Annotated in this window: 28 protein-coding genes; 21 read left to right on the forward strand and 7 right to left on the reverse strand. The window is 62.0% G+C overall.

What is annotated here, in order from left to right:
- Nucleotide 1: 1 nt before the first annotated feature.
- Nucleotides 2-1,024: a S49 family peptidase gene (locus tag DIC66_RS18000; RefSeq protein WP_117179480.1), complete on the forward strand. Its 1,023-nt coding sequence runs from the start codon at nt 2-4 to the stop codon at nt 1,022-1,024.
- A 99-nt stretch (nt 1,025-1,123) separates the two neighbouring features.
- On the opposite strand, the gene DIC66_RS18010 is transcribed toward DIC66_RS18000, so the two are convergent.
- Nucleotides 1,124-1,918 carry an SAM-dependent methyltransferase gene (locus DIC66_RS18010; RefSeq protein WP_117179481.1) on the reverse strand — a complete coding sequence of 265 codons (795 nt, stop codon included), beginning with the start codon at nt 1,916-1,918 and terminating at the stop codon, nt 1,124-1,126.
- Nucleotides 1,919-1,932: 14 nt separating this feature from the next.
- Entirely contained in the window at nt 1,933-2,538 is a 606-nt protein-coding gene (locus DIC66_RS18015; RefSeq protein ID WP_117179518.1) for a Maf family nucleotide pyrophosphatase, read from the reverse strand.
- 25 nt (nt 2,539-2,563) lie between these two features.
- Between DIC66_RS18015 and DIC66_RS18020 the strand changes: the two genes are divergently transcribed.
- The 19 genes from DIC66_RS18020 (at nt 2,564) to nagZ (ending at nt 19,816) form a co-directional block, all read left to right on the forward strand.
- Nucleotides 2,564-3,112, forward strand: coding sequence for a YceD family protein (locus tag DIC66_RS18020; protein ID WP_158558944.1), 549 nt, complete (start codon nt 2,564-2,566; stop codon nt 3,110-3,112).
- 121 nt (nt 3,113-3,233) lie between these two features.
- Nucleotides 3,234-3,416 carry a 50S ribosomal protein L32 gene (rpmF, locus tag DIC66_RS18025; RefSeq protein WP_117179483.1) on the forward strand — a complete coding sequence of 61 codons (183 nt, stop codon included), beginning with the start codon at nt 3,234-3,236 and terminating at the stop codon, nt 3,414-3,416.
- Nucleotides 3,417-3,524: 108 nt separating this feature from the next.
- Nucleotides 3,525-4,553, forward strand: coding sequence for a phosphate acyltransferase PlsX (gene plsX, locus DIC66_RS18030; RefSeq protein WP_117179484.1), 1,029 nt, complete (start codon nt 3,525-3,527; stop codon nt 4,551-4,553).
- A gap of 23 nt (nt 4,554-4,576) precedes the next feature.
- Nucleotides 4,577-5,554 (forward strand): beta-ketoacyl-ACP synthase III, encoded by a 978-nt coding sequence (locus DIC66_RS18035; protein ID WP_117179485.1) that lies wholly within the window; start codon nt 4,577-4,579, stop codon nt 5,552-5,554.
- Nucleotides 5,555-5,609: 55 nt separating this feature from the next.
- Nucleotides 5,610-6,560 (forward strand): ACP S-malonyltransferase, encoded by a 951-nt coding sequence (gene fabD / locus DIC66_RS18040; RefSeq protein ID WP_117179486.1) that lies wholly within the window; start codon nt 5,610-5,612, stop codon nt 6,558-6,560.
- On the forward strand, nt 6,557-7,303 hold the full coding sequence (fabG, locus tag DIC66_RS18045; RefSeq protein ID WP_117179487.1) for a 3-oxoacyl-ACP reductase FabG: 747 nt from the start codon (nt 6,557-6,559) through the stop codon (nt 7,301-7,303). The genes fabD and fabG overlap by 4 nt, the downstream gene beginning before the upstream one ends.
- Before the next feature lie 97 nt (nt 7,304-7,400).
- Complete coding sequence (acpP, locus tag DIC66_RS18050) at nt 7,401-7,640, forward strand: acyl carrier protein (protein WP_087496857.1); 240 nt, start codon at nt 7,401-7,403, stop codon at nt 7,638-7,640.
- Between the two features lie 136 nt (nt 7,641-7,776).
- Nucleotides 7,777-9,021 carry a beta-ketoacyl-ACP synthase II gene (gene fabF, locus DIC66_RS18055; protein WP_117179488.1) on the forward strand — a complete coding sequence of 415 codons (1,245 nt, stop codon included), beginning with the start codon at nt 7,777-7,779 and terminating at the stop codon, nt 9,019-9,021.
- A 25-nt stretch (nt 9,022-9,046) separates the two neighbouring features.
- Entirely contained in the window at nt 9,047-9,499 is a 453-nt protein-coding gene (locus DIC66_RS18060) for a hypothetical protein (RefSeq protein WP_117179489.1), read from the forward strand.
- A gap of 98 nt (nt 9,500-9,597) precedes the next feature.
- Nucleotides 9,598-11,070, forward strand: a complete 1,473-nt coding sequence (locus tag DIC66_RS18065) for a Do family serine endopeptidase (RefSeq protein ID WP_117179490.1) — start codon at nt 9,598-9,600, stop codon at nt 11,068-11,070.
- A gap of 487 nt (nt 11,071-11,557) precedes the next feature.
- Nucleotides 11,558-13,369: a translation elongation factor 4 gene (gene lepA, locus DIC66_RS18070; protein ID WP_117179491.1), complete on the forward strand. Its 1,812-nt coding sequence runs from the start codon at nt 11,558-11,560 to the stop codon at nt 13,367-13,369.
- Nucleotides 13,369-14,334: a signal peptidase I gene (lepB, locus tag DIC66_RS18075; RefSeq protein WP_117179492.1), complete on the forward strand. Its 966-nt coding sequence runs from the start codon at nt 13,369-13,371 to the stop codon at nt 14,332-14,334. The genes lepA and lepB overlap by 1 nt, the downstream gene beginning before the upstream one ends.
- A gap of 19 nt (nt 14,335-14,353) precedes the next feature.
- Entirely contained in the window at nt 14,354-14,710 is a 357-nt protein-coding gene (locus DIC66_RS18080; protein ID WP_117179493.1) for a DUF4845 domain-containing protein, read from the forward strand.
- A 1-nt stretch (nt 14,711) separates the two neighbouring features.
- The gene (rnc, locus tag DIC66_RS18085; protein WP_117179494.1) at nt 14,712-15,398 is read left to right on the forward strand and encodes a ribonuclease III; all 687 of its coding nucleotides are present in this window, start codon (nt 14,712-14,714) and stop codon (nt 15,396-15,398) included.
- Nucleotides 15,399-15,604: 206 nt separating this feature from the next.
- Nucleotides 15,605-16,564 carry a GTPase Era gene (gene era / locus DIC66_RS18090; protein ID WP_117179520.1) on the forward strand — a complete coding sequence of 320 codons (960 nt, stop codon included), beginning with the start codon at nt 15,605-15,607 and terminating at the stop codon, nt 16,562-16,564.
- 94 nt (nt 16,565-16,658) lie between these two features.
- Nucleotides 16,659-17,408, forward strand: a complete 750-nt coding sequence (recO, locus tag DIC66_RS18095) for a DNA repair protein RecO (RefSeq protein ID WP_117179495.1) — start codon at nt 16,659-16,661, stop codon at nt 17,406-17,408.
- On the forward strand, nt 17,405-18,178 hold the full coding sequence (locus DIC66_RS18100; protein WP_117179496.1) for a pyridoxine 5'-phosphate synthase: 774 nt from the start codon (nt 17,405-17,407) through the stop codon (nt 18,176-18,178). Before recO ends, DIC66_RS18100 begins: the two co-directional genes overlap by 4 nt.
- Nucleotides 18,179-18,263: 85 nt before the next feature.
- Entirely contained in the window at nt 18,264-18,674 is a 411-nt protein-coding gene (gene acpS, locus DIC66_RS18110) for a holo-ACP synthase (RefSeq protein ID WP_117179497.1), read from the forward strand.
- A gap of 29 nt (nt 18,675-18,703) precedes the next feature.
- Nucleotides 18,704-19,816: a beta-N-acetylhexosaminidase gene (gene nagZ / locus DIC66_RS18115; RefSeq protein WP_117179498.1), complete on the forward strand. Its 1,113-nt coding sequence runs from the start codon at nt 18,704-18,706 to the stop codon at nt 19,814-19,816.
- Between the two features lie 66 nt (nt 19,817-19,882).
- On the opposite strand, the gene DIC66_RS18120 is transcribed toward nagZ, so the two are convergent.
- The 5 genes from DIC66_RS18120 to lysS are packed head-to-tail and all read right to left on the reverse strand — an operon-like array spanning nt 19,883 to nt 24,589.
- Nucleotides 19,883-20,110, reverse strand: coding sequence for a hypothetical protein (locus tag DIC66_RS18120; protein ID WP_117179499.1), 228 nt, complete (start codon nt 20,108-20,110; stop codon nt 19,883-19,885).
- A 32-nt stretch (nt 20,111-20,142) separates the two neighbouring features.
- Complete coding sequence (locus DIC66_RS18125; RefSeq protein WP_117179500.1) at nt 20,143-20,661, reverse strand: YgjP-like metallopeptidase domain-containing protein; 519 nt, start codon at nt 20,659-20,661, stop codon at nt 20,143-20,145.
- Nucleotides 20,658-21,566, reverse strand: a complete 909-nt coding sequence (locus DIC66_RS18130; RefSeq protein WP_117179501.1) for a DMT family transporter — start codon at nt 21,564-21,566, stop codon at nt 20,658-20,660. The genes DIC66_RS18125 and DIC66_RS18130 overlap by 4 nt, the downstream gene beginning before the upstream one ends.
- A gap of 42 nt (nt 21,567-21,608) precedes the next feature.
- A complete protein-coding gene (locus tag DIC66_RS18135) occupies nt 21,609-23,036 on the reverse strand; it encodes a tetratricopeptide repeat protein (RefSeq protein WP_233505983.1) in 1,428 nt (475 codons plus the stop codon).
- On the reverse strand, nt 23,033-24,589 hold the full coding sequence (lysS, locus tag DIC66_RS18140; protein WP_117179502.1) for a lysine--tRNA ligase: 1,557 nt from the start codon (nt 24,587-24,589) through the stop codon (nt 23,033-23,035). The genes DIC66_RS18135 and lysS overlap by 4 nt, the downstream gene beginning before the upstream one ends.
- A gap of 135 nt (nt 24,590-24,724) precedes the next feature.
- Between lysS and DIC66_RS18145 the strand changes: the two genes are divergently transcribed.
- Nucleotides 24,725-25,294: a YggT family protein gene (locus DIC66_RS18145; protein ID WP_117179503.1), complete on the forward strand. Its 570-nt coding sequence runs from the start codon at nt 24,725-24,727 to the stop codon at nt 25,292-25,294.
- Nucleotides 25,295-25,442: the final 148 nt, after the last annotated feature.

Raw genomic sequence — 25,442 nt, forward strand, 5'->3', positions numbered from 1 at the left:
CATGACTGATCCCCAACTGCCCTCTGACACCCCACAAGATCCTTTTGAAAAGCCGTCTTCGCAAGCCGGGCAAAAGGAGGGCCCCATGCCCAACACGGCGGCCAGCTGGGAGCGCGCCACCCTGGAGCGCCTGGCCATGGCCACCCTGATCGAGCAGCGCCAGGCGCGCCGTTGGCGCAATGGCATCCGCATTGCCTGGCTGGTCTTCATCATGGCCATGGTCTTGTTTGGCTGGGAGCGCGGCGGCGCGCCGGCCGATGTGTCCAAGCCGCACACCGCAGTCATTGAAATCAAGGGCGAGATCGCAGCCGGTGGCGAAGCCAGTGCCGAGCTGGTGGTGTCCTCCATGCGCAGCGCCTTTGAAGACGAAGGCACCAAAGGCGTGGTCCTGCTGATTAACTCGCCTGGCGGCAGCCCGGTGCAGGCCGGCATCATCAACGATGAAATCCACCGCCTCAAAGCCAAGCACAACAAGCCGGTGTATGCCGTGGTGGAAGAGACTTGCGCCTCCGCTGCCTACTACATTGCCGTGGCCGCCGACAAGATTTATGTGGACAAGGCCAGCATCGTGGGCAGTATTGGCGTGCTGATGGACGGCTTTGGCTTTACCGGCCTGATGGACAAGCTCGGCGTGGAGCGGCGTTTGATGACGGCCGGAGAAAACAAAGGCTTTCTGGACCCATTCAGCCCGCAAACCGAGCAGCAGCGCGCATTTGCCCAAACCATGCTGGACCAGATTCACCAGCAGTTCATTGGTGCGGTGAAGACCGGACGCGGTGCGCGCCTGAAGGAAACCCCCGAGACCTTCAGCGGCCTGTTCTGGACCGGCCAGCAGGCGGTCGAGATGGGCCTGGCCGACCAGCTTGCCAGCCTGGACTATGTGGCGCGCGAAGTCATCAAGGCCGAAGAGTTGGTGGACTACACCCACCGCGAGAACGTGGCCGAGCGCCTGGTCAAGCGCTTTGGCGCGTCCATGGGCGAAGCCTCGGTGCGGGCTTTGAAGACGGCTCCAAGCCTACGCTGAGCGTAGGCGCCGTCAACCCGCCGCCGGGCCGCCCCAAGGCGGGTTAGCCCCCGCGGGGGGCAGCGCAGCACACGCAGTGGCAAGCGTGGGGGCTATGCCCTAGCGTCCTATAGAAAAGACCGTGGGCGTGCTGTTGTCCAGCGCCCAGGGTTTGTGCTTCCAGTTTTTCACCACGTCGCTGTGGCACTGTGCGTTGCTGAGCGTGAGCCCGCTGGCCGTGGCCAGGCGCGTGTTGTGCTGCAGGCTTTGCAGCAGGGTTTGCAGGAGCGCCGTGTTGCGGTAGGGTGTCTCAATAAAGATTTGCGTCTGCCCGGTTTTGAGCGCCAGCGACTCCAGTTCCCGGATCTTTTGTGCCCGTTCTGCCGGTGCGGCTGGCACATAGCCGACGAAGGCAAAGCTTTGCCCATTCAGGCCGCTGGCCGCCAACGCCAGCAGCAGCGACACCGGACCTACCAGCGGCACAACGGCAATGCCCAGATCATGGGCGGCGCGTACCACCGATGAGCCAGGGTCCGCCACTGCTGGCATGCCCGCCTCGCTGATGAGGCCCATGGCGTGACCCTGAAGTGCCGGTTGCAACAGGTAGCGCGCATCAAAGCCGCCCGTGTGGTCACCTTTTTTGTGCACCTCACGCGGGAGTTCCTGCAATTGCTGTGACTGTATGGGCAGGCTCAAGGGAAAAGTCTCGCCAATGCGCTTGAGGTAGGCGCGGGTGGACTTGGCGTTCTCACACACCCAGTGGCTGATGCCTGCGGCAATCTCCAGCGTGGCGCGCGGCATGGAGGCGTCCAGTGGCATGACCTCGGCGCAGCCAAAGTCCAGCGGGGCGGGGACCAGGTGCAGGGTGCCGGTGGCTGCGGATGCGGTTGCGGGCTTGGTGTCAGGGGTGCTCATGAAAGTGCTTGGCCTTATCGTGGGGATGCCAGCAAATCCAGGCCCGCCGCGCGCAACAAGGCGGCAGTGCGGATCAGAGGCAGGCCTATCAGGGCCGTGGGGTCGTCGTTGTCTATGCGTTCCAGCAGGGCTATGCCCAGGCCTTCGCTTTTGGCGCTGCCCGCGCAATCGTAGGGCTGCTCGGCCCGCAGGTAGTTTTCAATTTCAGTCGCAGATAGTGTGCGGAACGTGACTTTGACCGGGGCCAGGGCCTGCTGGCTGAAGCTGGTTGCGCGGCAGACCACGGCAATGGCGGTTTGAAACACCACCACCCGGCCCGCCATCTGCTGCAACTGCTGCACGGCACGCGCATGGTTGCCGGGTTTGCCCAGGGCCAATCCATCCAGATCGGCCACTTGGTCGGAGCCGATCACCACCGCTTCGGGAAAGCGCGCAGCCACGGCTTCGGCCTTGGCCAGCGCCAGGCGGCAGGCCAGGGCGGCGGGTAGTTCCCCGGGTTGCGGCGTTTCATCCACATGGGGCGATTCCACGGAAAAGGGCAGGCGCAGACGCTCCAGCAGTTCGCGGCGGTAGACCGAGGTGGAGCCCAGTATGAGTTTTCTGTTGGCTAGGGAGTGCATGGTCCGATTCTCTTACACTGCCCGCATGAAACACGCATTCGACGCACGCCACCTGCACATCGCAGCCTTTGCCAAAAGCGAGGGCACCCACGCAGGCGAAGAGCGCCTGTCCCACTTTGAGCGCCTGATGGAGCAAAGCCAGGGTCTGGGCGGTGAAACCCTCGTGACCTATTCGGTGCAGGGCAGCATGCAGCTCGATGCTGCCGGTGCCGAAGAACCCTGGCTGCACCTGCAGGCGCAGGCCACGCTGAGCCTGGTCTGCCAGCGCTGCCTGGGCCCGGTGGACGAAGTGGTGGGCTTTGAGCGCGACTTCCGCTTTGTAGCCTCTGAGGCGCTGGCCGAGGTGGAAGACGAAGAGTCCGACGAAGACGTGCTGGTTCTCAGCAAATCCTTTGACCTGTTGGAACTGATTGAAGACGAGTTGCTGATGGCCACGCCGCTGGTATCCAAGCACGAGGTCTGCCCCACGCCGGTGAAGCTGCAGGCTGCCGACCCGGAATTTGCAGAGCTGCCCCAGGAAAAACCCAACCCCTTTGCCGTGCTGCAGCAGCTCAAGAAGAAAGACGCTGGTTGAGGCCCCCGGAGTAGGCTATAATCTGAGGCTTCGCTGGCCAAGTCAGACGCTTAGTCGCTTGCCCTATACCAACCCATAACGTGTTGCCACCTGTGCAGCACCCATTGCCCAGGAGCCTGACATGGCCGTTCAACAAAACAAGAAATCTCCTTCCAAGCGCGGTATGCACCGTTCGCACAATGCTCTGGTCGTGCCAGGCATTGCAGTGGAACCCACCACTGGCGAAATCCACCTGCGCCACCACATCAGCCCCACCGGTTTTTACCGTGGCCGCAAGGTGTTGAAGACCAAATCCGAAGCCTGATCCCAGCGCTTCACGCAAAGCCCGAAGCTACACAGCCTGTAGCGACGGGCTTTTTTATTGCCCGGACTTTTACTGTCTGCCCATTGATTCAACCCAAGCGACTTCCTCGTGATCACCATAGCTGTTGACTGCATGGGTGGCGACCATGGCCCCAAAGTAACCCTGCCCGCCTGCACCGAATTTCTGGATGCACACCCCGAGGCACGTCTGATTCTGGTCGGCCTGCCCGATGCGCTGCAAGGCTTTGTCCATGCGCGGGCTACCCTCGTGCTGGCCAGCGAGGTGGTCACCATGGACGACCCGCTGGAGGTGGCCCTGCGCCGCAAGAAAGATTCCAGCATGCGCGTGGCGGTGCAGCAGGTCAAGGACGGTGCGGCCCAGGCGGCCGTGTCTGCCGGCAACACCGGCGCATTGATGGCGATTTCGCGCTACGTGCTCAAGACCATCGACGGCATTGAGCGCCCGGCCATTGCCGGCCAGATCCCCAACACCACGGGTGGCGCCACCACGGTGCTGGACCTGGGGGCCAATGTGGACTGCACGGCCGAACACCTGCTGCAATTTGCCATGATGGGCTCGGCCCTGGTGTCGGTGCTGCAGGACAAGGACGCACCCAGCGTGGGACTGCTCAATATCGGTGAGGAAGCCATCAAGGGCAACGAAGTCATCAAGCGCGCGGGCGAATTGCTGCGTGCCGCGGGCTCGGCCGGGGATCTGAACTTCTACGGCAACGTCGAAGGCAATGACATTTTCAAGGGCGTGGTGGACATCGTGGTCTGCGACGGCTTTGTCGGCAATGTGGCGCTCAAGACCAGCGAAGGTCTGGCCTCCATGATTGGTGGCTTCCTGAAGGCCGAGTTCTCAAAGAACGTGTTCACCAAGCTGTCTGCGCTGATTGCATATCCGGTGCTCAGCGCCCTGAAGAAGCGCTTTGACCACCGCCGCTACAACGGTGCAGCCTTGCTGGGACTGCGCGGATTGGTGTTCAAAAGCCACGGTTCGGCCGACGTGCTGGCCTTCGGCAACGCCCTGAACCGCGCGTATGATGCAGCCCGAAACAACTTGTTGGACCGCGTGCAGGTTCGTATTGCCAAGGCGTCGCCATTGCTGGCCTCACCAGCAGATGCGATGGCCTGAACCGGCGACCCACTGAAAATACCATGAGCCGATATTCCCGCATCACAGGCACTGGCAGCTACCTGCCCCCCCGCAGACTGACCAACGCCGACCTGGTAGCCCAACTGGCGGCCACCGGTATTGAGTCCTCAGACGAATGGATTGTGGAGCGCACCGGCATACGCGCGCGCCACTTTGCCGGCGACGGTGTTTACAGCAGTGACCTGGCTCTGGAAGCGGCAAAGAGCGCGCTGACAGCCGCCGGCATCACGGCACAGGACATTGACCTGATCATCGTGGCCACCAGCACGCCGGACATGGTGTTTCCATCCACCGCCTGCATCCTGCAGGCCAAGCTGGGTGCCAGCGGCGGCGCGGCCTTCGATTTGCAGGCGGTCTGCTGCGGTTTTGTCTATGCGCTGTCGGTAGCAGACTCGATGATCAAGACCGGCGCGGCCAACAAGGCACTGGTAATTGGCGCCGAGGTGTTCTCCCGCATTCTGGACTTCACCGACCGCACCACCTGCGTGCTGTTTGGCGATGGTGCCGGTGCCGTGGTGCTGGAGGCGTCCGAGGCGCCCGGCATCCTGGCCAGCGACCTGCATGCCGATGGCAAACATGCTGGCATTCTCTGCGTGCCAGGCCATGTGTCGGGCGGCAAGATTCTGGGCGACCCGCTCCTGAAGATGGATGGCCAGGCCGTGTTCAAGCTCGCCGTGGGCGTGCTGGAAGACGCTGCCCGTGCCGCATTGGCCAAGGCCGATCTGCAAGCCTCCGATATCGACTGGCTGATCCCCCACCAGGCCAACATCCGCATCATGCAAAGCACGGCGCGCAAGCTCAAGCTGCCCATGGACAAGGTGGTGGTCACGGTGGACCAGCACGGCAACACGTCCGCTGCCTCCATCCCCCTGGCCTTGGATACGGCGGTGCGCGCCGGCCAGGTCAAGCCTGGTCAGACCCTGATGCTAGAAGGCGTGGGCGGCGGGTTTACCTGGGGCGCGGTGGTCCTGAAGTTCTAGTTAATCCGGCGAACGCCCGGCTGCGGCCAGGTATTGCCTATTGCATTGAATTGCCATGAAAAAATTTGCATTTGTTTTTCCGGGACAAGGCTCCCAGTCTGTCGGCATGCTCTCCGGTTGGGGCGCGCATCCCGTAGTCGCTGAGACCCTCAAAGAGGCCTCTGACGCCCTGGGCGAAGACCTGGCCACCCTCATCCAGGACGGCCCCAAGGAAGCCCTGGCGCTGACCACCAACACCCAGCCGGTGATGCTGGTGGCCGGTGTGGCAGCCTACCGCGTGTGGATGGCCGAAGTGGGCGTCAAGCCCGATGCCGTGGCCGGCCACTCCCTGGGTGAGTATTCCGCCCTGGTGGCAGCTGGTGTGCTGACCCTCACGCAGGCCGCACCGCTGGTGCGCCTGCGCGCCCAGGCCATGCAGGACGCCGTGCCCGTGGGTACCGGCGCCATGGCTGCCGTGCTGGGCATGGACGCCGCACGTGTCGCAGAGGGCTGTCTGGAGGTCACAGCGTCCTTTGGTGTGGGCTCTGTTGAGGTGGTGCAAGCCGTGAACTTCAACGACCCCGGCCAGACCGTGATTGCCGGCAGCAAGGCTGCGGTCGAAAAGGCCTGCGAATGGGTGAAAGCCAACGGCGCCAAGCGCGCCTTGCCGCTGCCAGTGTCGGCCCCGTTCCACTCCAGCCTGATGAAGCCTGCGGCCGAAAAGCTGCGAGAGCGCCTGGCCGGGCTGGAGTTGGCTGCCCCGCAGATTGCGCTGATCAACAACATCGACGTGGCGGTGCAGACCGATGCCGATGCCATCCGCGACGCCCTCTACCGCCAGGCCTTTGGCCCGGTGCGCTGGGTGGAGTGCGTGCAGGCCCTCAAGGCCCGCGGCATCCTGAACGTGGTCGAGTGTGGCCCCGGCAAGGTGCTGGCTGGCCTGGTGAAGCGTATTGATGCAGAGATGGTGGGCTCGCCGCTGTTCGACCCCGCCACATTGGAAGAAGTCAAAGGAGTGCTGGCATGAGCGAAGTGATGTTTGAAGGACAGGTTGCGCTGGTCACCGGTGCCTCGCGCGGTATTGGCGCCGCCATTGCCACCGAGCTGGCACGCAAGGGCCTGAAGGTCGTTGGCACGGCCACGACCGACGCCGGAGCAGCCAAGATCCGCGATGCCCTGTCTGCATTTCCCGGTTGCGATGGCCGTACCCTGGATGTGACCGACGGCGCTGCCGCGGAGGCCCTGGTGGATGCGGTGGCCAAGGAGTTTGGTGGCCTGCAGGTGCTGGTCAACAACGCCGGCATCACCCGCGACACCCTGGCCATGCGCATGAAGGACGAGGACTGGGACGCCGTGCTGGACACCAACCTCAAGGGTGTATTCCGCATGAGCCGTGCCGTGATGCGCACCATGATGAAACAACGCTATGGCCGCATCATCAGCATCACCTCGGTGGTGGGTGCATCCGGCAACCCCGGCCAGGCCAACTACGCCGCAGCCAAGGCCGGTGTGGCGGGCATGACGCGGGCGCTGGCCCGCGAGCTGGGCTCGCGCAACATCACGGTCAACTGCGTGGCCCCCGGTTTTATCGACACCGACATGACCGCTGGCTTGGGCGAAGACCAGCACAAGGCCTTGTTGGGCCAGATTCCGCTGGGCCACCTGGGTAAACCCTCCGACATTGCGCATGCGGTGTGTTACCTTGCTTCCCCCCAGGCTGCGTATGTGACGGGGCAGGAACTGCACGTCAACGGCGGCATGTACATGTAATTTTTCAACGCCGATTGGTCCGTTCGGCGGCCTTATTGGGGATCAGTCCCCGGCAAGGTAAAATCTCGGATTCTTTTACAACCCTCAGAGGGAACACATGAGCGATATCGAAGTACGCGTCAAAAAAATCATTGCCGAGCAACTCGGTGTTGAAGAGTCGCAAGTCACCAACGAAAAGGCCTTCGTGGCTGATCTGGGTGCTGACTCGCTGGACACTGTGGAGCTGGTGATGGCTTTGGAAGATGAGTTCGGAATTGAAATTCCTGACGAAGACGCCGAAAAAATCACGACTGTGCAAAACGCCATCGACTACGCCAACACGCACAAGAAGGCCTGATAGGCTTTTTTGCAGCCGGCGTTGCCGCAAATGGGCCTGCAGGTCTGATGGTTTCATCAGGCATACAGGCCCATATTGTTTGCACCGATCCCCTTGCCGACAAGTCGGCGTTTTTTTGACGAACTGCTAAAAACCTATGTCCCGTCGTCGCGTTGTTGTTACTGGTTTGGGATGCGTCAGCCCCGTGGGCAATACGGTTCCAGATACCTGGGCCAATCTGCTGGCCGGCAAGTCCGGCATCGGCCTGATTACCCATTTTGATGCGTCTGCTTTTGCCTGCAAGATTGCCGGTGAAGTGCGTGATTTCAATTTGGAGTCGTACATGACGACCAAAGAAGCCCGCACCATGGACACCTTCATCCACTACGGCATTGCGGCTGCCATGCAGGCCGTGGCCGACGCTGGTCTGCCCACGGGCGACGCGCTGGGTGAAGAAGAGGCCACGCGCATTGGCTGCGTCATCGGCTCCGGCATTGGCGGCCTGCCGCTGATTGAAAACACCCGTACTGAGCTGATGGAGCGCGGCCCGCGCCGCATTTCGCCCTTTTTCGTGCCCGCGTCCATCATCAACATGACGGCTGGACACGTGTCCATGCGCTGCGGCTTCAAGGGCCCCAACATTGCCATCGTCACGGCCTGCACCACCGGTCTGCATTGCATCGGTGAAGCCGGTCGCATGATCGAGTATGGCGACGCGGATGTCATGGTCGCTGGCGGCTCCGAGGCCACCATCTCCCCCCTGGGCGTGGGTGGCTTTGCCTCCATGCGCGCTTTGAGCACCCGCAACGACGATCCCGCCACCGCCTCGCGCCCCTGGGACAAGGACCGCGACGGTTTTGTGCTGGGCGAGGGTGGCGGTGTGGTGGTGTTGGAAGAGTACGAGCATGCCAAGGCCCGTGGCGCGCGCATTTACGCCGAGCTGGCAGGCTTTGGCATGAGTGCCGATGCCGGCCACATGACAGCCCCGAATATGGACGGCCCGCGCCGTGCCATGGTCAATGCCATGCGCAATGCCGGTGTGAACCCCGACCAGATCGACTACCTCAACGCACACGGCACCTCCACGCCGCTGGGCGACATCAACGAGACCAACGCCATCAAGGCGGCCTTGGGTGATGCGGCCAAAAAGACCGTGGTCAACTCCACCAAGTCCATGACCGGCCACTTGCTGGGCGGCGCGGGCGGCCTGGAGTCGGTGGTGACCATTCTGGCCATCTACCACCAGAAGAGCCCACCCACCATCAACCTGTTCAACCAGGACCCGGAGTGCGATCTGGACTACTGCGCCAACACCGCACGCGACATGCGCATCGATGTGGCGCTGAAGAACAACTTCGGCTTTGGCGGAACCAATGGTTCCTTGGTGTTCAAGCGCATCTGAGCGGCCCTTGCGCGGCGGCTAGGCCATGCACCTGCCGCCCGCAGCATCCTGGAACGTAGGCCGCGCGCCGTGGCAACGCGGAGTGCAGGCCTCCTTGGGCCTGCTGGGTGCGGTGGCAGGCCTTTATTTCTGCTTTAGTCAGCGCTGGGGCGTTTCGTCCTGGTTGGTGCTGGGTGCCCTGTGCGCATCTGCAGCCAGCGCGGCGATGAGCCTTTTTAATCGCCCCGCAGGGCAGCTGCGGTGGGATGGCGAGCGCTGGCATTGGTCGGATGCGGACGACTACGCTGTGACCCGTTTGGCTTGTGTGCTAGACCTGCAGCGGTTTTTGCTCTTGCGCATAGACTGCGAGCAGGGCCGTGGCTTGTGGTTGTGGCTGCAAAGCCCCTCCATGGATGCGCGCTGGCTGGCATTGCGCCGGGCCGTGGTGGCCAGTGGGCAGGCCATGCCCCGATCACAGTCCGCCTCTTTACCTGAGTGACATCTACAGGAACTCTTGCGTGTGGAAAATCTGCCCTCATGTCAGAGCATGCTTTTCTCGCTTGGCCGTTTAAATTTTGAAATGATTGGATATACACAATGAAGGCTCGGATTCTTGGCGCTCTGCGCGCCGTCCTCACCGTGGCAACCATTTCTGCTGCGGTATTTGTTGTTGCTGCACCTGTGCAGTCCGCACGGGCCCAGTCCCGCATGCTGCCGGACTTTCCGGATCTGGTAGAGCAGGTGGGCCCATCGGTGGTCAACATCAGAACCTCGGAAAAGGTGGTGGCGCGTGCGCAGCAAGGCGGACCCAGCGAAGAGGAAATGCTGGACCTGTTCAGGCGCTTCGGATTACCTATTCCCAATATCCCCAAGCAGGCACCCAAAAAGAGCCAGCCGCAGCAGCCCCAGGAAGAAGAGCAACCCAAGGGCGTCGGTTCGGGTTTCATCCTTTCAAGTGACGGCCTGATCATGACCAATGCCCATGTGGTCGATGGTGCCACCGAAGTGCTTGTCACCCTGACCGACAAGCGCGAGTTCAAGGCCAAGATCATTGGTGCCGATTTACGCTCGGATATTGCCCTGGTGAAGATCGAAGCCACGGGCCTGCCAGCCGTCAAGGTGGGCGATGTCAGCAAGTTGCGCGTGGGCGAGTGGGTCATGGCTATTGGCTCGCCCTTTGGCCTGGAGAACTCGGTGACTGCGGGCATTGTCAGCGCCAAGCTGCGTGACACGGGCGACTACCTGCCCTTTATCCAGACCGACGTGGCCATCAACCCAGGCAACTCAGGCGGCCCGCTGATCAATATGCGCGGCGAGGTCATCGGTGTGAACAGCCAGATTTATTCGCGCTCGGGCGGCTACATGGGCATCTCTTTTGCCATTCCCATGGATGAGGCGGTGCGTGTAAGTGATCAACTGCGCTCCACGGGCCGCGTCACGCGCGGGCGCATGGGCGTCCAGATCGATCAAGTCAGCAAGGAAGTGGCCGAATCCATCGGCCTGGGCAAGTCCATGGGAGCACTGGTGCGCAGTGTTGAGGCTGGCTCGCCGGCAGAAAGGGGCGGCATTGAGGCCGGTGACATCATCACAAAGTTTGACGGCAGGTCGATTGAAAAGTCCTCTGATCTTCCGCGCCTGGTGGGTGCTACCAAGCCTGGTACCCGCAGCACTGTCACGGTGTTCCGGCGCGGTGCAACACGTGAACTCAGCGTAGTGGTGGCCGAGCTGGAGGCCGATAAAGCGGTGGCTGCCAAGGCCCCAGCCAAGGAGGAAAAGCCCAAGGCGTCGTTGGCCGCGCAAACCTTCGGACTGGTGGTAGCTGAGCTGAGTGAAGCGCAAAAAAAGGAGCTGGGTATCAAAGGGGGCGTGCGCGTTGAAGCGGCCACTGATGCGGCTGCACGAGGTGGACTGCGCGAAGGCGACGTCATCATCCAAGTGGGAAATGTGGACGTCAGTTCAGTCAAGGAATTTGATGCTGTGGTGGGCAAGTTTGACAAGTCCAAGGGTATGAGTGTGCTGTTCCGGCGCGCTGAATGGACGCAGTATGCGGTTCTGAAGGCCAGCAAATAGGTCGACTTGGGCGGGCTACAACCCCATGCCGCAGCAGGGTATGGGGTTGTTTTTTGGGGACGGCGCCCACTATTTGGCCGCTCGCGGTTCGGGGGATCAATGTCTGCGGATGCTAACTTAGGAAGTGGTTAGTCCGATTTGGTTAGAATAGAGGCCCGTCCAAGGTCGATTTGGCTATAAAGAATGGCCAAAAGTCCATGATATGGGATGTTTTTGGACATCCCACAGGCGATCCACAGTTCGCCCACATGTTGTCCTTGATGCTGCCCCTCGTTTTGTTAATAAGTTGTGCATAAGTATTCTGTTGTGGGCTTGCAACTGTCCTTTTCTTCAAATTTTTTGGCTGTGATCCCTGCGCTTTTTGCCTACAATGAAGTTCCAACTTTCGCAGTTGCCAAAAGATTGTTGGTTCAGGGCGCGTCCAGACCGGACGCGCCCTTTTTTCTTGCCTGTCCGTTTTAATTCAATCACTTGAAGCTCTCCCTTGATGAATCACATCAGAAATTTTTCGATCATTGCCCATATTGATCACGGCAAATCCACCTTGGCTGACCGCCTGATACAGCGCTGCGGCGGGCTTGAAGCACGTGAAATGGAAGCCCAGGTTTTGGACTCGATGGACATCGAGAAAGAGCGTGGGATAACCATCAAGGCGCAAACCGCTTCGCTTAAATACAAGGCACTCGATGGTCAGGTCTACAACCTCAACCTGATTGATACGCCCGGGCATGTGGACTTCTCGTATGAAGTGAGCCGTTCACTCTCCGCATGCGAAGGCGCATTGCTGGTGGTCGATGCGAGCCAGGGCGTGGAAGCGCAAACCGTTGCCAACTGCTACACCGCGCTCGATCTGGGTGTGGAGGTGTTGCCGGTCCTGAACAAGATTGATTTGCCCAATGCCGATCTGGACAACGCGCGCAGCGAGATTGAAGACGTGATTGGCATCGATGCCACCGACGCCATTCCCTGTTCCGCAAAAACCGGCGTGGGCATCAACGAAATTCTGGAAGCCATTGTGGCGCGCATCCCGGCTCCACGCGGCAATCCCGATGGCCCCTTGCGCGCCATGATCATCGACAGCTGGTTTGACAGCTATGTGGGTGTGGTGATGCTGGTCCGTGTGGTGGACGGTCGCCTGGGCAAGGGTGAGCGCATCAAGATGATGGCCTCAGGTGCCAGCTACAACGCCGACAACCTGGGCGTGTTTACCCCGGCCAATGAGCCGCGCCAGTCATTGGAAGCGGGTGAGGTGGGCTACATCATCGCGGGCATCAAGGAGTTGCAGGCGGCCAAGGTGGGCGACACCGTGACCCTGATCAAACCCGGAACCGGTGGAGCTGCGGCCACCGCCACCGAGGCGCTGCCCGGCTTCAAGGAAATCCAGCCCCAGGTGTTTGCGGGCCTGTACCCCACCGAAGCCAGCGAATACGATTCGCTGCGCGATGCGCTGGAAAAGCTCAAGCTCAACGACGCCTCGCTGCACTATGAGCCCGAGGTGTCGCAGGCGCTGGGCTTTGGTTTTCGCTGTGGCTTTCTGGGCCTTTTGCACATGGAAATCGTGCAGGAACGTCTGGAGCGCGAGTTCGACCAGGACCTGATCACCACTGCGCCCAGCGTGGTCTACGAGGTGATGAAGAACGACGGCGAAGTTCTCACCGTGGAGAACCCCTCCAAGATGCCCGAAGTGGGCAAGACCGCCGAAATCCGCGAACCCATTGTGACCGTGCACCTTTACATGCCGCAGGAGTATGTGGGCGTGGTGATGACGCTGGCCAACCAGAAGCGCGGCGTGCAGATGAACATGGCCTACAAGGGCCGCCAGGTGGTGCTGACCTATGAGATGCCGCTGGCCGAGATCGTGCTGGACTTCTTTGACAAGCTGAAATCCGTGAGCCGCGGATACGCCTCCATGGATTACGAGTTCAAGGAATACCGGGCCGCCGACGTGGTCAAAGTGGACATCCTGCTCAACAGCGAAAAGGTGGACGCACTGTCCATCATGCTGCACCGCTCGCAGTCCGCTTACCGCGGCCGCGCCGTGGTGGCCAAGATGCGCGAGATCATTTCGCGCCAGATGTTCGATGTCGCCATCCAGGCTGCCATCGGAGCCAACATCATTGCCCGTGAGACAATCAAGGCGCTGCGCAAAAACGTTCTTGCCAAGTGCTACGGCGGCGATATTTCACGCAAGAAGAAGCTGCTTGAAAAACAAAAAGCAGGTAAGAAACGCATGAAGCAAATTGGTTCCGTAGAAGTTCCCCAGGAAGCGTTCCTGGCTATTTTGCAGGTGGAAGATTGATGCAAGCCCTGACCGCAGCCATTCTTGGCGCCTTTGTTCTGTACGCCGGTTCCTGGTACCTCGGCTTTTTGGAGGGCAACTTTGCCCTTCTGCTGTTCCTGGCATCGGTGGTGACAGGCGCGTACTGGCTGGCCGAGCGCTTTTACTTTTTGCCACGCCGTGCAGCAGCAGTGGCCGCCCTGGAGGCTGCCGATGCGCAGCGCCGTGCCGAGCTTGCCAAAATGGGCATTGCCCAGGTGGATGGCGACATTGCACAGGCCAAGGTCAAGTTGTACATGCAGCCCTGGTGGCTGGATTGGACCGCTGGTCTGTTCCCGGTGATCATCACTGTCTTCTTGCTGCGCTCCTTCCTGTTCGAGCCCTTCAAGATTCCATCGGGCTCCATGATTCCCACACTGTTGGTGGGTGACCTGATTTTGGTGAACAAGTTCACCTACGGCCTGCGCCTGCCGGTACTCAACATCAAGATCACCGAAGGCAACAAGCCCCAGCGCGGTGACGTGATGGTGTTCCGCTACCCGCCCAAGCCCAGCCTGGACTACATCAAGCGCGTGGTGGGTGTGCCTGGAGACACGGTGGCCTATCTGAACAAGCGCCTGACCATCAACGGCCGGGTGCAGCCGACCACGACCGTGCCAGAATTCTTCGATGAAGACGCCATGCGTTATTACAAGCAGTACGAGGAATTGCTGGGAGAGAAGACACACCGTTTGCTCAACGACGATGACCGGCCCGCGTTCGTGCCCGGCGCCGACAAATTCCCGGGCCATGAGGGTTGCAGCTACACCATCGAGGGCGTAACCTGCAAGGTTCCTGAGGGCCAGTATTTCATGATGGGTGACAATCGCGATAATTCGATGGATTCCCGTTACTGGGGATTTGTGCCGGAGCGCAATATCGTCGGAAAAGCGATATTTGTATGGATGAATTTCAGCAATCCCAAGCGGATTGGTTCCTTTAATTGATAGGTGTGGAGTAAAAACAATGTCAGTTCAGTACAAATCCAGGCAGCGTGGCATCTCGTTTATTGGCCTGATCGTTTTTGCTTCCCTGCTCGCCATGGCGGGCGTTGTTGCGGCCCAGGTCTTTCCTACGGTGATCGAGTTTTATGCGGTCCAGAAGGCGGCGCAAAAGGCTGCCATCGAAGGCCAGACCCCGGCGGAGATCCGTTCCGTTTTTGACAAGGCGAGCCTGATCGATGACATCAAGTCGATTTCAAGCAAAGACCTGGACATCAGCAAGCAGGGCGACAAGGTGGTGGTGGCTTTTGCCTATGAGCGCGAAATTCATCTGGTGGGCCCGGCATTCCTGACCCTCAAGTACGAAGGTCGATCCAAATAAGGTGGCTGATAGTCTTCAGGAGTTGCAGCGCCGCCTGCAACATGCCTTCGCCACCCCCTCGCTGCTGACGCGGGCGCTGACCCATCGCAGCTTTTCTGCCGACCATTACGAGCGCCTTGAATTTCTGGGCGACTCGGTGTTGGGTTTGGCCATTTCCGATTTGCTCTATGCCCGGCTGGGTTCCTTGCCCGAAGGCGATTTGTCGCGGGTACGCGCCAATCTGGTGAAGCAGGAGACATTGCACCAACTCGCGCTGGACCTGGGCCTTGCCGACTTGCTGCGCCTGGGCGAAGGGGAGGTGCGCTCCGGCGGCCACAAGCGCCCCTCCATACTGGCTGATGCTCTCGAGGCCGTGATTGGCGCCGTGTATCTGGACGCCGGATTCGTGACTGCGCAGGCCTTGGTGCAACGCCTGTTCCAGGCTGTGGAAATCAACCCGCAGATGGACGCCATCGGCAAGGACCCCAAGACCGCACTGCAGGAATGGCTGCAAGGGCGCAAGATGAAACTGCCGGTCTACAAGGTGGTTGGCACTCTGGGCGCCGCGCACAAACAGACTTTTGACGTGGAGTGTGAAATTCCCGAACTCCGCCTGGCAGAGCGCGGCATTGGCGGTTCGCGCCGTGCCGGAGAACAGGCCGCAGCCATTGCCATGCTGCAAACACTCCAAACCAAATACCCGACATGACCGCCCCCAAAACCAAGCCCCCCCAAGCCGTATTCAAGACCCCCAGCAAGGCAGAGAAAGAGGCTGCGTCTGCCGCCAAAGCCTTGAAGTATCCCGTGCCCGCAGCCAAGCAGGAGAAGAAACCTGCGCCTGCAGCCAAGGCAACCAGGAAGCCGGTGGAGCGTACGGCCGAGGTGGACCAGGATGCGCAACCCGACCTGGATGCCATGTTGCAAGGCCTGCTGAAAAGCACGCCGCGCCTGTCCGAACCTGGTGTGCAGGTCGAAGGCCAGCGCTGCGGCCTGGTGGCTATTGTGGGCAAGCCCAATGTGGGCAAGTCCACGCTGCTCAATGCATTGGTCGGTCAAAAAATCAGCATCACTTCGCGCAAGGCGCAGACCACGCGCCACCGCATCACCGGCATGCATACCCAGGGTGCCACGCAGTTCGTGTTTGTGGATACACCGGGCTTTCAGACCCTGCATGGCAATGCGCTCAACAAGTCGCTGAACAAGGCGGTGCAGGGCGCCGTGTCGGATGTGGACCTGATTTTGCTGGTGGTGGAAGCTGGCAGCTTCACCCCGGCCGATGCGCGTGTGCTGGCCTTGCTGGGCAAAGACATCCCCACCATTCTGGTGGCCAATAAGCTCGACAACATCCACCGCCGTGGCGACATTGCGCCCTGGCTGCAGGAGATGCAGCAAAAACACGCCTTTGCGGAGTTCGTGCCCATGTCGGCCAAGAACCCGAAAGATGTGGAGCGACTTTTGGCCGTGTGCGAAGGCTTTTTGCCCGAGCAGGCGTGGTGGTATGGCGAGGACGAGCTGACTGACCGCAGCGAAAAATTCCTGGCCAGCGAACTGGTGCGCGAAAAGCTGTTCCGTCTGACTGGCGACGAGCTGCCCTACACCTCCACCGTGGTGATCGACAAGTTCGAGGAAGAGCCACCCCAGCGCAAGGGCCAGAAGCGCCTGCTGCGCATCGCCGCCACCATCGTGGTGGAGCGCGACGGCCACAAGGCCATGGTGATTGGCGACAAGGGCGAACGTATCAAGCGCATCGGCATGGAGACCCGGGTCGAGCTGGAAAAGCTGGCCGACGCCAAGGTCTTCCTGGAGCTGTGGGTCAAGGTCCGCTCCGGCTGGGCGGACGATGCGGCGCGGGTGCGCAGTTTTGGGTATGAATGATGCCCCCACGCTTGTCGCTGCGCGTACTGCGCTGCCCCCCAGGGGGGCGCGTTTCGCCTTGGGGCGGCCCGGCGGCGAAACATCCATCTGAATAGTGGCTGCTCGTCGATTCTCAGACGAACCAGCCTTTGTGCTGCACCGATACGACTGGAGTGAGACCAGCCTGATCGTGGAGGTGTTCACCCGCAACCATGGGCGCATTGCGTTGGTGGCCAAGGGTGCCAAGCGGCCCACCTCCAGCTTTCGGCCCATCCTGCTGCCGCTGCAGCCCCTGCAGCTGGCCTTTGGGGGCGATGCCGAAATCCGCAGCCTCAAAAGCGCCGAGTGGCAGGGTGGCCACGTCATGCCCACCGGCGACGCGCTGCTCTCGGGCTACTACCTCAATGAACTGCTGCTGACCCTGCTGGCGCGCGACGACCCGCACCCCCAGCTGTTTGAAATTTACGCCCGCGTGGTGCAGGTCATTGCCAGCGAGCACGGTGAAGTCTTGCAGGCGGCCTTGCGTACCTGGGAGCTGCTGCTGTTGCGCGAGATCGGCCTTTTGCCGCAGCTGGACCGACAGACCCTGACCCTGGGCGCACTGGAAGGCGCGACCCGCTACACCCTGGTGCCAGAGGGTGGTCTGCGCCAGGCCCAAAACGAGGAGCGTGGCGCTTTGACGGGAGCGCAATGGACCAGCCTGCAGGCCGCCATCCACAACGATGCACCCTTCACCACCACCTTGCGCGCCTGTGCCGAGATGATGGCCGAGCTCAAGCCCCAGCTGCGCCAACTGCTGCACTACCATTGCGGGGTCAAGACCCTGCGCTCCCGGCAAATGATGATGGACATACAGGCCCTATGAACACCGCACACCCTACCCGCACCGCGTTGTCGGTCAACCTCAACAAAGTGGCCCTGGTGCGCAACACACGCCACTTGGGCATTCCCAGCGTCACGCGTGCGGCCATCCTGTGCCTGCAGGCGGGTGCCTCGGGCATCACCGTACATCCGCGGCCGGACGCGCGCCACATCCGGGACCAGGATGTGCGCGATTTGGCAGCCCTGCTGCAGGATTGGCCCGGACGCGAGTTCAATGTGGAGGGCAACCCCTTCCACAACCTGATGGACTGCGTGGCCGATCTGCGTGCACGCAACTTGCCCGTGCACCAGGTGACCTTTGTGCCCGATGGCGAGGGCCAGTTCACCAGCGACCATGGCTGGAGCTTTCCGGCCGATGCCGCACGCCTGGGGCCTCTGATTGCACAGGCCCACGCCCTGGGCTTGCGCGTAAGCCTGTTCATGGACGCCGAGCCCTCGGCCATGCAGGCGGCCAAGGACGTGGGCGCCGACCGCGTGGAGCTGTACACCGAACCCTATGCAGCAGCCTGGGGCACGCCCGGTCAGGGCGCGCAACTCCAGCGCTTTGCCGCTGCCGCGCAGGCGGCGCTGGCTGCAGGCCTGGGTGTCAACGCCGGCCACGACCTCAACCGCGACAACCTGGCCGCCTTTGTGCAGCAGGTGCCCGGCGTGAGCGAAGTCTCCATTGGCCATGCGCTGATCGCTGATGCGCTGGAGCTGGGCTATGCGGCAACGGTTGAAGCGTACATAGAGTGTTTGAGGGTGAAGCCTTGAGCGGCGCCGGGCCGTCCCAAGCCGCGAGGGCCCCCTTGGGGGGCAGCGCAGCACACGCAGTGGCAAGCGTGGGGGCCACTCCGGCATGATCTACGGCATTGGCACCGATGTCTGCGATGTGCGGCGCATACGCGCCAGCCTGGAACGCCACGGTGACCGTTTCGCGGCCAAGGTACTGAGTGACCACGAATTCAAGACCTGGAAAACCCGTAGCGCGCGCTGGCCGGAACGCGGCATCCGCTACCTGGCCACACGCTTCAGCGCCAAAGAGTCCTTTAGCAAAGCCATTGGCCTTGGCATGCGCATGCCCATGACCTGGAAGCTGTGCGAGATTGCCAACGAGGCCAGCGGCAAGCCCGTGCTCGTGCTGCATGGCGAACTCAAGCAGTGGTTTGAGGCTCAAAGCCTGCAAGCCCACATTACCGTGACCGACGAGACCGATTACGCCGCCAGCTTCTGCGTGGTGGAACACCTGGCTGCACCCACACCAACCTGATTGCCTGCTCAAACCCCTAGCAACCTGCCATGACCCTGCACGCCCCTTTGATCATTGACATCGCCGGCCTCACCCTGAGCCCGGTGGACCGCGAACGCCTGAAGCACCCCCTGGTGGGCGGCCTGATCCTGTTTGCCCGCAACTGGAAAGACCGCGCGCAGCTCACCGCCCTGTGCCGCAGCATCAAGAAGCTGCGCTCCGACCTGCTGATCAGTGTGGATCATGAGGGTGGGCGGGTGCAGCGCTTCAAGACCGATGGCTTCACCCACCTGCCGCCCATGCGCGCTCTGGGCGAGATGTGGCTGGCAGCACCCAAGCCTCTGGGCAAGGCCGCGGGGGGAGGGCACGCCGGGCCGTTGGATGCCACCAACGCTGCCACCGCCTGTGGCTATGTGCTGGGCGCTGAGCTGCGTGCCTGCGGCGTGGACCTGAGCTTCACCCCGGTGCTGGACCTGGACTATGGTGCCAGCGGTGTGATTGGCGACCGCGCCTTTGGCCGCGACCCGCGCGTGGTCAGCCTGCTGGCCAAAAGCCTGATGCAGGGCCTGCTGCAAAGCGGCATGGCCAATTGCGGCAAGCACTTTCCCGGCCACGGCTTCGTCAAGGCCGATTCGCACACCGACATTCCGGTGGACAAGCGCAGCTTGAAAGCCATCCTGCAGGACGACGCAGCGCCCTATCGCTGGCTGAGCAACAGCATGACCAGCGTCATGCCGGCCCACGTGATCTACCCCAAGGTGGACAGCCGCCCGGCCGGGTTTTCAAGCACCTGGCTGAACGGCATCCTGCGTGGCCAGATGGGATTTACCGGCGCCATCTTCAGCGACGACCTGTCCATGGCCGGAGCCCGCATGCTCGATGGCCAGGCCCTGAGCTACACCCAGGCTGCGATTGCCGCTCTGCGGGCGGGCTGTGACATGGTGCTGCTGTGCAACCAGTCGGTGGCCAGCAGCGAGGGGGGAGGGCACGCCATCGATGAGTTGATTGCGGGTCTGACCGAGGCACAACTCAAGGGCCAATGGCAGGCGCAGGAAGCCAGCGAACAGCGCCGCCTGAACCTGCTGCCGCGCCAGGCCGCGCCGGACTGGGACACCCTGATGGTGCAGCCCGAGTACATGCACGCGTTGGACTGGATTGCCTGACTTTCACCTTGGGGCAACCTTGTGACGCTGCATTCCTGTCGGGCTGAGCGCCCAGCCATCGGCAGCTCAGGGTGAGCGGTGCAGCCGGGGTGAGGACAGCGCCACAATCATGTCGCTGGTGGCGTCGTCCACCGCCGGGTGGCGTTGCAGCAGGCCGCCCGCGCCCAGGAGTTTGCGCAGCTGCTGCAAATCCTTGACACTGGGTGCGACCTTGATCTGGGCCAGCGCAGCAGCGGCGTTGCCGCCCTGAATCAGGCTGGCAACTTTGGAGGCCCAGGGGCTTTGGCGTGTCATGGTGGGTGCTCGGGTCTTGGTGTGAGCCCCGATTATGACCAGAGCCGCTGCACGCTGCCGTGTTCACTGCTGTCCAGGTAGCTCAGGTAGACGCGCACCTCAAACTCCAACTGGTGGTAGTCAGGCTCCATGTAGCAGCACAGCTTGTAGAAATTCTTGTCGTGCTCGCGCTCACGCAGGTGCGCCAACTCGTGCACTGCAATCATGCGCAGGAACTCCAGTGGTGTGTCCTTGAACAGCGCGGCAATGCGGATCTCGCGTTTCGCCTTGAGTTGTGAGCCTTGCACCCGCGAGATGGTGGTATGCGTGCCCAGCGCATTTTTCACCACTTGCAGCTTGTTGTCGTAGAGCACTTTGCTGAGCTGCTGCGCACCCTTCAGGTACTGCTGCTTGAGCTCTTGCACATAGGCAAACAGGGCGCGGTCATCGCGCATGCCGTGGGCGTCCGGGTATTTCTTCTGCAGCCAGGGGCCCAGCTTTTGCGCCTGCAGCAGGCTCTCCACCTGCTGCACCGTTTCAGGCGGGTAGCCATTCAGATACGCGATGCTCATTTTTGGGCCATGCGCATGGCAATCAAGCCAGCCACCAAAATCACCGCTGCCCCCACAAAGGTGGTGAACTTGGGTATCTCCGAGAAGAAAAGATAGCCCCACAGCGGCGCCCACAAAATGCCGGTGTATTCAAACGGCGTGACCGTGCTGCTGCGTGCCACCCGATAGGCTGCTGTCAGGAACATGGTGCCCACGGCCGCCACCACGCCACAGACGCCAATCAGCGCCCCATCGGTGACGGTGGGAACGGTCCAGGGCCGCACCAGGAAGGCCACGCTCGGATGCGTGGCATGTTCAATGCCCAGCTGGTGCAGCACCGCGGCTGCCAGGGCTGCGCCCAGCAGAAAGAAGCCATTTTGGTAAAAAGCCATGACCGAGGTCGGCAGGCGCGTGCCCATCTTGCGCGCCATCAGCATGGCGCAGCCGTACAGGGCCGCAGAGATGAGCGAGAGCAGGGCGGCCGGGTTGAACAGGCCGGTGCCCGGCTGCAGCATCACCAGCACACCGGCAAAGCCCAGCACCACCGCGGCCCAGACCTTCCAGCCAATGTGTTCGCCCAGCACCGGCCCAGCCAGTGCCGTAATAAAAAGTGGCACGGTGAAGTACAGGGCCACGGCGTCGGCCAACGGCAGGGCGGGGAAGGCCATGTAGTAGGCCGTATAGGCCCCAAACATGATCAGGGCGCGCAGGGCCAGCGGCAGCAGGCCCGCTGCAAACAGGGCGCGCCAGCCTGCTTCGCGTTGCACCAGTACCAGCAAAATCGGCAGGCCCACACAGGAGCGCAGAAACACCACCTCGGTCAAGGCATAACCACCGCTGACCTGTTTGATGATGGCGTCCTGCAGCGAGAAGATGAAGACACCAAAACACAGGTAAAGAATGCCGCGGGCGGATTGGTTTTGCATGGGAAGAATGTTCGGGGGATCCGCATGATAGCGGTGGCTGCCTCAGCCGGGCAGCTTGGGCTGCGGCGTGCAACGTTCCAGCAGCGCCATCCGCAGCGCATCGACCACCGGTGTCCAATTTGCATCAGCGCCCTGGCGGAACAGCCGCATCACCTGCGGGTACCAGACCGTGGTCGTGCCCTCTGCGCCCCAGCGCCAGTCCGTCATGTACCAGGGCAGCAGCAGCCAGCAGGGCTTGCCCAGGGCGCCAGCCAGATGGGCCATGGCAGTGTCCACAGTGATTACCAGGTCCAGCGCGTGGATGAGGGCTGCGGCATCGGCAAAATCCTGCAGGGCCGGACCCAAATCGATCAGGGCTTGCCGCGAACTGCACTGCGCGGCTTCGTTTTCCCCTGCGCCCTTTTGCAGGCTGATGAACTGCACGCCGGGCACCTGCCACAAGGGTGCCAGGCTGCGCAGATGCGGCAGGGAACGGTCGCTGTCGTTTTCAAACTGGGGGTTGCCCTTCCAGACCAGGCCCACGCGTAGGGCGTGGTTGGTGGGCACGCGCTGCGACCATTGCGCCACCCTGTGCGGATCCGCCTGCAGGTAGGGCAGGTGCGCTGGCACCGAGTCCACGCGCGTACCCAGGTGGTAGGGGGCGCTGAGCAGCGGCATCCAGTAGTCAAAGGCTTCGGGTGGCAGCGCCTCGTCCAAGCTGCAGACTGCGTCCAGACCGGCCACGCTGTGCATCAGGGCCACCAGGGCCGGGTGGCAGAGCAGGGTGATGCGACTGGCGCCTCGTGCCTTGAGCAGTGGGATGTAGCGGCAGAACTGGATCACATCGCCATGGCCGGCCTCAAAGGTCACCAGCAGTGACTGGTCTTGCAAGGGCTCGCCCTGCCAGCGTGCAAAGCCCAGGCGCTGGGCCAGGGCACGGTACCAGTCCCGCGCCTCGAACAGCTCCCAGCCTTCGGCGTAATGCCCATGGCGCAGTTGCAGGTAGGCCAGGTTGAAGCGTGCCCGGCGGTTGTCGGGGTCCAGGGCAATAGCCTGGCGCAGGCAGGCGTCGGCCGTGTCCTCGTTCTTCAGGTTCAGATTGAGCGCGCCCAGGTTGGACCACACGGCGCTGGAGTCCGGCTCCAGCGACAGCGCGGCGGCGTAGCAGGCCTCGGCCTCGGCATGGCGCTTCTTAAACGCCAGGAGGGCTCCCAGGTTCAGGTGGATGGTGGCGCTGTAGGGTGCCAGCGCCAGCGCGGTGCGGTAGCTGCTTTCCGCCTCGGCCAGGGCGCCGCTTTGGTCCAGCACGTAGGCCAGGTTGGCATGGGCCTCGGCCAGTTGCGGCTCCATTGCCAAGGCTTGGCGGAAGGCCTGCGCGGCCTGCGCCCATTCGCCGGCCTGCAGGTGGAGCTCACCGGCCTGGTACAGCGCCTGGGCTGCGTCTGCGCTGCCGTCCTGCATGGCGGTGGCGCCCAGGCCTTGGAGCTTCAAGCCTCGCGGCGCAGCGCGGGGAACAGAATGATGTCGCGGATGCTGGCGCTGTCGGTCAGCAGCATCATCAGGCGGTCAATGCCGATGCCGCAGCCACCGGTGGGGGGCATGCCGTATTCCAGGGCGCGCACAAAGTCGTGGTCAAAGTGCATGGCTTCGTCATCGCCGCTGTCTTTGGCATCTACCTGTGCCTTGAAGCGGGCGGCCTGGTCTTCGGCGTCGTTGAGCTCGCTGAAGCCGTTGCCGAACTCGCGCCCGGTGATGTAGAGCTCAAAGCGCTCGGTCACGCCGGGTTTGGTGTCGCTCTCGCGCGCCAGCGGCGAGATTTCCACCGGGTGCTCGCAAATAAACGTGGGCTGCCACAGCTTGTCTTCCACTGTTTCTTCGAAGTACAGCACCTGCAGGCTGGCCAGGCTGCGCGTGGACAGGTGGTGCTTGGCCTCGGTGTGGCCCAGCTTGCGCAGGGCGTTGATCAGCCACTCGGCGTTGTAGGCACCTTCGCCGGCCTCGGTGTATTTGGCAATGGCCTCCAAAATGGTCAGGCGCTCGAAGGGTTTTGAGAGGTCCACCGGCTTGCCGCCGTAGCTCAGTTGCAGCGAGTCACCGGCCTTGATGGCGGCGTCGCGCACCAGCTGCTCGGTGAAGGTCATCAGGTCCTGGTAGTTCCAGTAGGCCGCGTAGAACTCCATCATGGTGAACTCGGGGTTGTGGCGCACCGAGATGCCTTCGTTGCGGAAGTTGCGGTTGATCTCGAAGACCCGGTCAAACCCGCCCACTATCAGGCGCTTGAGGTAGAGCTCGGGCGCGATGCGCAAAAACATCTGCTGGTCCAGCGCGTTGTGGTGGGTGGTGAAAGGCTTGGCATTGGCGCCACCGGGAATGGGGTGCAGCATGGGCGTTTCCACTTCCAGAAAACCGTGTTGCACCATGAAGTCGCGGATGCCGCTCACAGCCTTGCTGCGCGCCACAAAGCGCTTGCGCGAGGACTCGTCGGTCATCAGGTCCACATAGCGCTGGCGGTATTTCACTTCCTGGTCGTTGATGCCGTGGAACTTGTCCGGCATGGGGCGCAGGCTTTTGGTCAGCAGGCGCACGCTGCTGGCGTGGATAGAGAGCTCGCCGGTGCGGGTCTTGAAGACCAGCCCTTCGGCTGCCACGATGTCACCCAGGTCCCAGTGCTTGAAGGCGGCGTACAGCTCTTCGCCCACGTCCTCTCCCTTCACATAGATCTGGATGCGACCACCGCTGCTGCCAAAAGAGGCGTCCTGCAGGGTGCAGAAGCTAGCCTTGCCCATGACGCGCTTGAGCATCATGCGACCGGCCACCTTCACAGTGACATTCATGCCCGCCAGGATCTCGGTGGCGTGCGCGTCATATTCGGCAAACAGCTGCTCGGCCTTGTGGCTGGGCTGGAAGTCATTGGGGAAGGCAACTCCTTTGCCGTCCTGCTGCGCCTGGCGCAGGGCCTTGAGCTTTTCGCGGCGCTCCAGAATCAGCTGGTTCTCGTCTTGCGGAGCGGGTGCTTGTGCGGCGGCAGTAGTGGTATCGGACATGGAAAGCTTGCGGTGTGGATGGGGCGAAACAGGAAAATAACAGGCGCACAACAGGGTGCGTAACCCTCGATTCTAAGAGGGTGGGCTGGCGCCGCTCTCGGGCTATGATTCTGGCTGCTTCAAACCCACCCCACCATGCTCTACCAAATCGTCTCCCTGCTGTTGGAAGTTGCTGCCGGACTGCTTACCGGCGTGTGCCTGCTGCGCCTGTATATGCAGCACCAGCGCATTCCCATGTCGGCCCGTTCGGGCAATCCCATGGGCCCATTCATGTTTGCGCTCACCGATTGGCTGGTGCTGCCGCTGCGCCGTGTGCTGCCCGCACTGGGCAGCTGGGACACCGCCAGCCTGGTGGCCGCCTTCCTGGTGCAACTGGCGCTGTTCGGCGCGCAGTGGCTGATGCTGGGTGGCGGTGCGGGCTGGCTGGGCGTGGTGGTGCTGGCGCTGTTTGGCGTGGTGCGCATGGCTATCTCCACGCTGACCGGCCTGGTGATTCTGTACGCCGTGCTGTCCTGGGTGCAGACCCAGTCCTATTTGTCCGACTTGCTGGGCCGTCTGGTGGCACCAGCCCTCATGCCGATACGCCGCATCATTCCGTTGGTGGGCGGTGTGGACCTGTCGCCACTGGCCTTGCTGTTGCTGTTACAGATCGCTGCGATCGTGCTCGGGTCGCTGCAGGCCAGCGTTTTAGGGATAGCTCTTTAGTCGGAGAGAAATGCAACCCGGCGCCGGGCCAATGGAATGGACGCCCCCCTCGCATTAGCGGCATCAAAGTGCCAAAGTGAGGGGTGTGTTTTCAACCCTCTGAAGCGAAAGGAGCGTCCACCATGGAGATTACGACAATTGGTATTGA

The organism is Rhodoferax lacus, from assembly GCF_003415675.1.
Lineage (GTDB): Bacteria > Pseudomonadota > Gammaproteobacteria > Burkholderiales > Burkholderiaceae_C > Allorhodoferax > Allorhodoferax lacus.

Bases quoted from the DNA above. Each gene is read 5' to 3' on its own strand.
- DIC66_RS18000 (WP_117179480.1), top strand. From the start codon at position 2: ATGACTGATCCCCAACTGCCCTCTGACACCCCACAAGATCCTTTTGAA.
- DIC66_RS18010 (WP_117179481.1), bottom strand. From the start codon at position 1,918: ATGAGCACCCCTGACACCAAGCCCGCAACCGCATCCGCAGCCACCGGC.
- DIC66_RS18015 (WP_117179518.1), bottom strand. From the start codon at position 2,538: ATGCACTCCCTAGCCAACAGAAAACTCATACTGGGCTCCACCTCGGTC.
- DIC66_RS18020 (WP_158558944.1), top strand. From the start codon at position 2,564: ATGAAACACGCATTCGACGCACGCCACCTGCACATCGCAGCCTTTGCC.
- rpmF (WP_117179483.1), top strand. From the start codon at position 3,234: ATGGCCGTTCAACAAAACAAGAAATCTCCTTCCAAGCGCGGTATGCAC.
- DIC66_RS18035 (WP_117179485.1), top strand. From the start codon at position 4,577: ATGAGCCGATATTCCCGCATCACAGGCACTGGCAGCTACCTGCCCCCC.
- fabD (WP_117179486.1), top strand. From the start codon at position 5,610: ATGAAAAAATTTGCATTTGTTTTTCCGGGACAAGGCTCCCAGTCTGTC.
- fabG (WP_117179487.1), top strand. From the start codon at position 6,557: ATGAGCGAAGTGATGTTTGAAGGACAGGTTGCGCTGGTCACCGGTGCC.
- acpP (WP_087496857.1), top strand. From the start codon at position 7,401: ATGAGCGATATCGAAGTACGCGTCAAAAAAATCATTGCCGAGCAACTC.
- fabF (WP_117179488.1), top strand. From the start codon at position 7,777: ATGTCCCGTCGTCGCGTTGTTGTTACTGGTTTGGGATGCGTCAGCCCC.
- DIC66_RS18060 (WP_117179489.1), top strand. From the start codon at position 9,047: ATGCACCTGCCGCCCGCAGCATCCTGGAACGTAGGCCGCGCGCCGTGG.
- DIC66_RS18065 (WP_117179490.1), top strand. From the start codon at position 9,598: ATGAAGGCTCGGATTCTTGGCGCTCTGCGCGCCGTCCTCACCGTGGCA.
- lepA (WP_117179491.1), top strand. From the start codon at position 11,558: ATGAATCACATCAGAAATTTTTCGATCATTGCCCATATTGATCACGGC.
- lepB (WP_117179492.1), top strand. From the start codon at position 13,369: ATGCAAGCCCTGACCGCAGCCATTCTTGGCGCCTTTGTTCTGTACGCC.
- DIC66_RS18080 (WP_117179493.1), top strand. From the start codon at position 14,354: ATGTCAGTTCAGTACAAATCCAGGCAGCGTGGCATCTCGTTTATTGGC.
- era (WP_117179520.1), top strand. From the start codon at position 15,605: ATGTTGCAAGGCCTGCTGAAAAGCACGCCGCGCCTGTCCGAACCTGGT.
- DIC66_RS18100 (WP_117179496.1), top strand. From the start codon at position 17,405: ATGAACACCGCACACCCTACCCGCACCGCGTTGTCGGTCAACCTCAAC.
- acpS (WP_117179497.1), top strand. From the start codon at position 18,264: ATGATCTACGGCATTGGCACCGATGTCTGCGATGTGCGGCGCATACGC.
- nagZ (WP_117179498.1), top strand. From the start codon at position 18,704: ATGACCCTGCACGCCCCTTTGATCATTGACATCGCCGGCCTCACCCTG.
- DIC66_RS18120 (WP_117179499.1), bottom strand. From the start codon at position 20,110: ATGACACGCCAAAGCCCCTGGGCCTCCAAAGTTGCCAGCCTGATTCAG.
- DIC66_RS18125 (WP_117179500.1), bottom strand. From the start codon at position 20,661: ATGAGCATCGCGTATCTGAATGGCTACCCGCCTGAAACGGTGCAGCAG.
- DIC66_RS18130 (WP_117179501.1), bottom strand. From the start codon at position 21,566: ATGCAAAACCAATCCGCCCGCGGCATTCTTTACCTGTGTTTTGGTGTC.
- lysS (WP_117179502.1), bottom strand. From the start codon at position 24,589: ATGTCCGATACCACTACTGCCGCCGCACAAGCACCCGCTCCGCAAGAC.
- DIC66_RS18145 (WP_117179503.1), top strand. From the start codon at position 24,725: ATGCTCTACCAAATCGTCTCCCTGCTGTTGGAAGTTGCTGCCGGACTG.